Origin of the sequence: Microcystis sp. M53602_WE12, from assembly GCF_030065455.1 — a bacterium.
GTDB classification, from domain to species: domain Bacteria; phylum Cyanobacteriota; class Cyanobacteriia; order Cyanobacteriales; family Microcystaceae; genus Microcystis; species Microcystis aeruginosa.
This window is the reverse complement of record NZ_JASJFB010000449.1, coordinates 1-6,870: the sequence shown is the minus strand read 5'-3', so window position 1 is coordinate 6,870 and position 6,870 is coordinate 1. Positions and strand designations below refer to the sequence as shown.

The window sequence follows — 6,870 nt, the reverse complement described above, 5'->3', positions numbered from 1 at the left end:
TGAGGGGGTCAATTACCTAATTTTCAGGGAAAAAGTCCCTGAATTTCCCCCTGATCACTCCCATATCTGGTACTTTTTGAGGGGAAAAAAGTCCAAAAGTCTTATCCAACAAGGTTTTTAGATTTATTCAGCAAGCCCTATTTATTCGTTAATCCCATTGATTGCATTCCTAATCTTTCGGTGACACGAATTGAGCGATAATTATCGGGATTAACCACTGCGTAGATAATCGGCATTGTAAGGTGATTAAGCCGTATTCTAGAATAACTTTAGCCGCTTCGGTCATATATCCTTGTCCCCAATAATCGCACCGTAAATGCCAACCAATTTCGATATCTGGGGTAGGATAACCGTAGTTATCGGGTAAATTCTGTAAAATTATCGAACCGATAATCTGATTATTTTTTCGATCGATCATTGCCCACCAATCTCTGCCATTACCCTGATTACGAACAGTTGGTAATCTTGCGGAAAAATAGGCATTTAAACTCTCAATATCCGTGGCTAACTGACGAATTCTCGGTAAAAAATAAGTGACTTCGGAATTTTGATAGATCTGAAAAAAAGACTCTTTGTCTGCGGGTAGTTGCCAAGGACGAAGAATTAGGCGATCGCTTTTCATTGTTTTAGTGAGCAAATTATAGCAATTCTCTTGCTGAGATTAGGGATTATTGTCGATAAAAAAACTTCTAAATCCTACGGCTAGTAAGGAACCACTTAAGACAGTTATCAATGTCCAAATTTGATTTTTTTGGGTTCCTTCGACTTTCTCTAAGCGTTTATTCATGTCATCAAATTTACTATCAAGAGTTTTAATATCACCTTTAACTTCCGTGAGTTCAATCTTTAAATCGGTAGTATCTTTTTGAACAGTTTTGACATCAGCTTTCATTTCCGCTTGTCCATTCTCGATCACCTTCAATCGATTGTCAACCTCAATCAGTCGAGTTTCCATGGTAGTGAGTCGAGTTTCCATGGTAGTGAGTCGAGTTTCCATGGTAGTGAGTCGATTGTCGATTTCGTTGAATCGATGTTCGATTATCTTCTGTCCATTGAGGATTAAATCTTCTAGTCTTTTTAAATCATTATCGGTAGTAGTGGTGGTGGTCATTGATTAAACTCCTATAATTTCAATTCGCTCTTATCTTTATTATTATACCAAATCCGTTTTTAATCGTGTGATTAACTCCCAAGTTATGGATTGTTTTTTCCCACTTCCCACTTCCCCTATACCTTTTAAACAGGATTTATTATTAGCTATAAGTAGTCGGACATAAATTCTTTTGTCTATCTTAATAAATGTAAATTGCCGCAATTCTTACTGACTCCTGAATCCTGAATCCTTACCCCACAGTTAACTTTACTTTTGTCCAACTACTTAGCTTTGGTGCTTGAGCAAATATATTCACCGAGCATCACTCCCGTTAGAGTGAGATAAGATTAACTCTTATTCCTCACCCTAACTACTAGGAAAAACCGGCAATTAAATTAGGCACCTTGGCGCAATTTGTCCAAAACCGATCGATCTTCTAGAGTAGAAGTATCACCAGAAATCTCTTGACCTGATGCTAAAGTTCGCAAGAGACGACGCATAATTTTACCCGATCGCGTTTTTGGCAGTACATCGGTAAAACGGATTTCTCCCGGTCGAGCAATAATGCCAATTTCCTTGACAACGTGATCCTTTAATGCTTGCGCTAACTCCGGACTCGCTTCATAATGCCCCTCGAGAGTCACAAAAGCATAGACTTCTTCCCCTTTAATTTCATCCGGTCGTCCCACCACAGCCGCCTCCGCTACCGCGGGATGGGATACTAAAGCTGATTCGATCTCCATTGTCCCTAAACGGTGGCCAGAAACGCTCATCACGTCATCGACGCGCCCCATTACCCAGAAATAACCGTCTTCGTCCTGACGGCTACCATCCCCGGCAAAATAGAGATATTGGCCATCTTTGGGGGCGATATGTTCCCAGTAGGTATTGCGGAAGCGATCGGGATTTTTATAAACTGTTCGCATCATACCGGGCCAGGGATGTTTGACCACCAGATAACCCCCCTCATTCGCTTGGGTGGGATTACCGTCTAAGTCCACCACTTCGGCCATAATACCGGGGAAAGGTAGGGTTGCTGACCCCGGTTTGGTGGCAATTGCCCCGGGTAAGGGAGTAATCATAATCCCCCCGGTTTCCGTTTGCCACCAAGTATCGACAATCGGACATTTTTCTTTACCGATAACCCGGTGATACCACATCCACGCTTCTGGGTTAATCGGTTCTCCCACAGTTCCCAGTAAGCGCAAAGAGGATAAATCCCGGCTATTGGGGATATCTTCACCCATTTTGATAAAAGCGCGGATAGCAGTGGGGGCAGTATAAAAGATATTAACCCGATATTTCTCGATGACATCCCAAAAACAGCCTAAATTAGAGGGACGGGGAACCCCTTCATACATTACCGTGGTTGCACCATTGGAAAGCGGTCCGTAAACGATATAACTATGGCCGGTAATCCACCCCACATCGGCAGTACACCAGTAAACATCGGTGTCTTTCAGGTCAAAAATCCATTTGCAGGTGACATGGGTGTAGAGATTATAACCGCCGGTGGTGTGGACGACTCCTTTCGGTTTGCCGGTGGAACCACTGGTGTAGAGGATAAATAACATATCTTCGCTATCCATGGGTTCGGCCGGACAGTTAGCAGATACCTGTTTTTGTAGATCATGCCACCAGTAATCGCGATCGGCAACCATATTGATGGGTTCCTTGCTGCGCTGGACAACGAGAACTTTTTCCACACTGGGGGCGCTATTATCGGCTAGAGCCAGATCTACCTGTTCCTTGAGGGCAACGACTTTATCCTTGCGGAAACCACCATCGGCAGTGATTACCACCTTAGCGGCCGCATCATTAAGACGATCGCGCAAAGCATCGGCACTAAATCCCCCAAAAACGACACTGTGGGGCGCACCAATTCTGGCACAGGCTAACATAGCGATGGCAGCTTCGGGAATCATTGGCAGATAAATTCCGACCACATCGCCTTTTTTTACGCCTAATTCCTTTAAAGCGTTGGCAAATTGACACACTTCTCGGTGTAGCTGTTCGTAGGTAATGGTGCGGCTGTCTCCCGGTTCTCCTTCCCAGATGATGGCGGCTTTATTACGTCTCCAGGTGGTGAGATGTCTGTCAATACAGTTGTAACAAATATTAATCTTGCCGTTGACGAACCATTTAGCAAAGGGGGGCTGCCAGTCAAGAATCTCTGACCATTTTTCAAACCAATATAGTTCTTTTTCGGCTAATTGTCCCCAAAAAGCCTGGGGATCGGCCTTGGCTTTGGCGTAGAGTTGCTGGTATTCTTCAAAGCTTTTAATGGTGGCATTCTGGGCAAATTCGGCACTGGGAGGAAACAGCCGATTTTCCTGTAGGATCGATTCGATCGCTATTTCTGTCATACTGGCAAACGAAATAAATTATCTTGCGATCCAGATTACCTTTTTCGGTTCCCCCCGTAACCCCGGCAAGCAATTCTTTAAGGCTATTTTAGAATTGCCCGATCCCTGACTAGCGATCGCCATTTGGCCCCAAGTGTTACAGAGTTTAAAGTTATGTCACCGATCGAGCGATGAACAGATCGCTGTAAGGTAAACTAACCGATAAACCCGAAATTTAACATGGAGAACACTCGGTAAGGAGTCATAATTCGATGTCTCATAGCGTTAAAATTTACGATACCTGTATCGGTTGCACCCAATGCGTTCGGGCTTGTCCCCTCGACGTGCTGGAAATGGTTCCTTGGGATGGCTGTAAAGCTGCCCAGATTGCCTCTTCCCCCCGCACGGAAGATTGTGTTGGTTGCAAACGTTGCGAAACCGCTTGTCCGACGGATTTCTTAAGCATTCGGGTTTATCTCGGAGCAGAAACCACCCGCAGTATGGGTCTAGCCTACTAGGCCTGGCAATCATTCTGTGTTTAACATTTAGCGAAAACTAATCTTGTTAAGAGGACTAACCAGTCCTCTTTTTTCGTTATACTCCCTTCGCTAGTGAAGATTTTAGTTAGGGTTTGCGGCAAAAAGTACGGGCGAAGCATTCGGATAGAAAATCTACGGTTTCACCGATAAGTTATTGCCCGAATGCTTCGCCCCTACAGGACGCAATCGCCGATCAAGATGCAAGGTTTTTGAGCCACTAGCTTTAAAATCTTGCACCTGCCTCGCCAAACAGGCCCCAAACCCCTTACCTCGTCTATATTTCACATTTATTCAGCAGACCCTAGTTAGGTAATTCCCCAAAAAGTTGACGATATTTTTGCAGTTTTGCCTCCATTTCTACTAACTGCTGATTGACCTGTTCAGCCCGTTGGCGTTCATTTTCAGCCCGTTGCTTTTCCTGCTCCAGTAGTTGATTAATTTCGCTGTAGGACGAGAATTGAGTACCATCAGGACGATAAATTTTTAACTCGTCGGTTAAGTCAAAACGAATGCCTAAACGGGGACTCACCCAATTATTAACCTCACTAACACTGTCTAAACTGTCACCAATTCGCTGCCAAGCTTCTAGACTATTATCATCGGGATCATAGACGTAGTATTCTTGGACTCCATAGCGATCATAAAATAGCAATTTTTTGGCCATTTCGATGGAGGTATTATTGGGAGAAAGAATCTCAAAGACGACTTGAGGAGCAAGATTATCTTCTTGCCATTGTTTGTAGGAACCTCGATCGCCTTTCGGTCTGCCAAATACTACCATCGTATCAGGAGCGGCGGCAATTTTCGGCTGGCCTTCCACGGGATACCACAACAGATCCCCCGCTACAAATACCTGGGGATCATCGATATATAACCAGTCGAGATTCTGCTTAATCGTCACTATCCAGTTAAATTGTTTAGTATTATCTGCCATCGGTTTACCGTCGCTCTCAGGATAGATAATCTCGGTTTTGTTAACTTGACTAACCATGGGGAATACCTGCCGAACTCATTGGGCTATTTTCATTATATAATAAGTTTGAACTAAGTAAGGAAAAGACCGATCTTGATTTTAGAACTACAGCAAGTAAATTTAGCTATCCGACGGGGTAGTGCTTATCTGTTAGAAGATATTACTTTTAGCATCAAGCAAGGAGAAAAGTTAGCTATTGTCGGAGCATCTGGGGCAGGAAAAACGACTATTTTACGATTGTTAAATCGTTTGCAGGAACCAAGCACGGGAAATATTTATTTTCAAGGTAAATCGATTAAGGAAATACCGGTTATTTCCCTGCGACAACAGATAGTTTTATTGCCACAAGAGTCGAAGTTATTAGGGATGACTGTTCGAGATGCTCTCGCTTATCCTCTGCAATTAAAAAAACTTAACCCTGCTGAAATTAATCAGAGAATTGACCGTTGGACATCTCTGTTAAAAATTCCTCAACAGTGGTTTGAACGCGGGGAGTTAGAATTATCTTTAGGACAAAGACAATTAGTAGCAATTACCAGAGCTTTGTTGTTAGAACCGAGCATACTGTTATTAGATGAACCCACCTCCGCTCTAGATACAGGCACGGCCAGCAGGTTATTAGAAGTATTAAATAATCAAAGTTCAATGACGATAATTATGGTCAATCATCAACTAGATTTTTTAGAGGAATTTGCCGAGCGAGTCATTTATCTAGAAGCGGGAAAAATTGGTTCAGATTGCCTCGCCCATCAATTAGATTGGTTAGGGCTAAAAACTCAGTTAATTGATTTAGAAAAATCTCGACAAAGTGACAATTGGTAAGATTAACTTAAAATTGCTGCGCCCTCCTGAAAAACTAATAATTCTCCTGAATTAATCGTTGTCCAAACTTCATTATCAGTTAAGGGTGTAGTGGCAATAATTGCTACTTGATCGCCAGGATGAGCTAAAGCTTGAAAATCAACGCTCACATCTTCATCAATTAAATGAGCGGCGGCAAAAGGATACTGACGGATTATATAGCTTAATTTCGTCGAACAATGGGCAAAAAAATGTTCACCATCGGATAAAAGATAATTAAAAATTCCTTGACAAGCGATAGAATTTGTGATAGTTTTTAGGACTTGATAAAGTTGTTCTAGGGAAGGTTTGCCCTGGGGAAAAGTCTCTCGTAGGGTATTAAGAATTAAACAGAAAGCTTTTTCCGAATCCGTCTCCCCAACTGGTTGATAAAAATCTCCCGCAGCCGGTGAGAAATTTTCTAAATGACCATTATGGGCAAAAACCCAATATTTTCCCCACAATTCCCGCCGAAAAGGATGACAGTTTTCTAGTTTAATTTCTCCTTGGGTAGCTTTGCGAATATGGGCGATAACATTGGTAGAATGGATGGGATAGTTTTTAATTAATTCCGCAATCGGAGAAGCGATCGAGGGTTTAACATCAATAAAAGTTCGACAACCTAAACCCTCAAAAAAAGCGATTCCCCAACCGTCTCGATGTTCGTCGGTTTTTCCTCCCCGCGCACAAAATCCCTCGAAGGAAAAACAGATATCCGTGGGGACATTACAATTCATGCCTAGAAGTTGACACATAGTTGCTTGAGTTTGAATATCAGATGCCGGCAAAATTACTTACTGCCAGCAGCCGTGACAGGAGACAGGAGAATTTTTTCCAGCTGCCTCTTGCCTATCCTAGCTAAGAAATTAATCTGGCACTAAGTAGGTAGGTGTTAAAAACTGTCAGACACCCCCCTTATCAAGGCTGACAGGGGGGATCAAACCCCCTCAAGGTAGGGTTGATTGTCGGTAGGTGTTAAAAACTGTCAGACACCCCCCTTATCAAGGGGGGCAGGGGGGATCAAACCCCCTCAAGGTAAGGTTGATTGTCGGTAGGTGTTAAAAACTGTCAGACACCCCC

7 protein-coding genes are annotated in these 6,870 nt (G+C 43.1%); 2 read left to right on the top strand and 5 right to left on the bottom strand.

The annotated features are described in order from the left end of the window. Window positions 1-169: 169 nt before the first annotated feature. From PX482_RS15025 to acs, 3 genes are all read right to left on the bottom strand, one after another. Window positions 170-637 (bottom strand): GNAT family N-acetyltransferase, encoded by a 468-nt coding sequence (locus tag PX482_RS15025; RefSeq protein ID WP_288024258.1) that lies wholly within the window; start codon window positions 635-637, stop codon window positions 170-172. 24 nt (window positions 638-661) lie between these two features. Further along, window positions 662-1,111, bottom strand: a complete 450-nt coding sequence (locus PX482_RS15020) for a hypothetical protein (protein WP_002756670.1) — start codon at window positions 1,109-1,111, stop codon at window positions 662-664. Between the two features lie 377 nt (window positions 1,112-1,488). After that, window positions 1,489-3,459 carry an acetate--CoA ligase gene (acs, locus tag PX482_RS15015; RefSeq protein WP_002756677.1) on the bottom strand — a complete coding sequence of 657 codons (1,971 nt, stop codon included), beginning with the start codon at window positions 3,457-3,459 and terminating at the stop codon, window positions 1,489-1,491. Window positions 3,460-3,710: 251 nt separating this feature from the next. On the opposite strand from acs, the gene psaC reads away from it, so the two are divergent. Then, window positions 3,711-3,956, top strand: coding sequence for a photosystem I iron-sulfur center protein PsaC (gene psaC, locus PX482_RS15010; protein ID WP_002764973.1), 246 nt, complete (start codon window positions 3,711-3,713; stop codon window positions 3,954-3,956). A gap of 322 nt (window positions 3,957-4,278) precedes the next feature. On the opposite strand, the gene PX482_RS15005 is transcribed toward psaC, so the two are convergent. Next, window positions 4,279-4,968, bottom strand: a complete 690-nt coding sequence (locus PX482_RS15005) for a Uma2 family endonuclease (RefSeq protein WP_288122623.1) — start codon at window positions 4,966-4,968, stop codon at window positions 4,279-4,281. A gap of 75 nt (window positions 4,969-5,043) precedes the next feature. On the opposite strand from PX482_RS15005, the gene PX482_RS15000 reads away from it, so the two are divergent. Next, window positions 5,044-5,772, top strand: a complete 729-nt coding sequence (locus tag PX482_RS15000) for an ABC transporter ATP-binding protein (protein ID WP_002756680.1) — start codon at window positions 5,044-5,046, stop codon at window positions 5,770-5,772. Window positions 5,773-5,774: 2 nt separating this feature from the next. Here PX482_RS15000 and PX482_RS14995 read toward each other — a convergent pair whose 3' ends face one another. Further along, entirely contained in the window at window positions 5,775-6,545 is a 771-nt protein-coding gene (locus PX482_RS14995; protein WP_043998779.1) for a class II glutamine amidotransferase, read from the bottom strand. Window positions 6,546-6,870: the final 325 nt, after the last annotated feature.

Coding starts and splice junctions, on each gene's coding strand:
- PX482_RS15020 (WP_002756670.1), bottom strand. CDS start 1,111: ATGACCACCACCACTACTACCGATAATGATTTAAAAAGACTAGAAGAT.
- acs (WP_002756677.1), bottom strand. CDS start 3,459: ATGACAGAAATAGCGATCGAATCGATCCTACAGGAAAATCGGCTGTTT.
- psaC (WP_002764973.1), top strand. CDS start 3,711: ATGTCTCATAGCGTTAAAATTTACGATACCTGTATCGGTTGCACCCAA.
- PX482_RS15005 (WP_288122623.1), bottom strand. CDS start 4,968: ATGGTTAGTCAAGTTAACAAAACCGAGATTATCTATCCTGAGAGCGAC.
- PX482_RS14995 (WP_043998779.1), bottom strand. CDS start 6,545: ATGTGTCAACTTCTAGGCATGAATTGTAATGTCCCCACGGATATCTGT.